This is a genomic window from Liquorilactobacillus oeni DSM 19972 (assembly GCF_001436275.1).
Classification (GTDB): domain Bacteria; phylum Bacillota; class Bacilli; order Lactobacillales; family Lactobacillaceae; genus Liquorilactobacillus; species Liquorilactobacillus oeni.
In genome coordinates, this window is sequence record NZ_AZEH01000026.1 from 1 (window position 1) to 353 (window position 353).

Below are 353 nucleotides of genomic sequence, written 5' to 3' on the forward strand. Positions count from 1 at the left end.
TCATGGCAGTTAAGGAAAAGAAACGGGTACAAGTCCAGATTGACAAAGACTTGGCCGATAATACCGAAGCCGTTTTAAGTGACTTTATTGTATGTTGCCTTGCGAGATGAAAATTTAGCCATCAAGAGAGTAAAAGAACGGGTACAAAAGGGTGGACATGGTGTACCAGCAGAGACTATCAAAAAACGTTATCGGCAATCGAATCATAACTTGCCAGAAGTGGCTTTTAAAGTTGATAAGGTAATGATCTATGATAACAGTGAAAAATTTACTCCTGTTTATGTAAGAGAAAAAGAACAAATAATTAAGAATAATTTGAGCCATTTTCCTTGGATAAATCAAAATATTACTTG

General features: G+C 35.4%; 2 pseudogenes. Both read left to right on the forward strand.

Annotated elements, in window-relative coordinates:
- Positions 1-2 precede the first annotated feature (2 nt).
- Positions 3-83, forward strand: a pseudogene (locus FD46_RS10345) (type II toxin-antitoxin system RelB/DinJ family antitoxin); the annotation flags it as partial.
- A pseudogene (locus FD46_RS03865) lies at positions 79-353 on the forward strand (zeta toxin family protein); the annotation flags it as partial. The pseudogenes FD46_RS10345 and FD46_RS03865, both read left to right, overlap by 5 nt.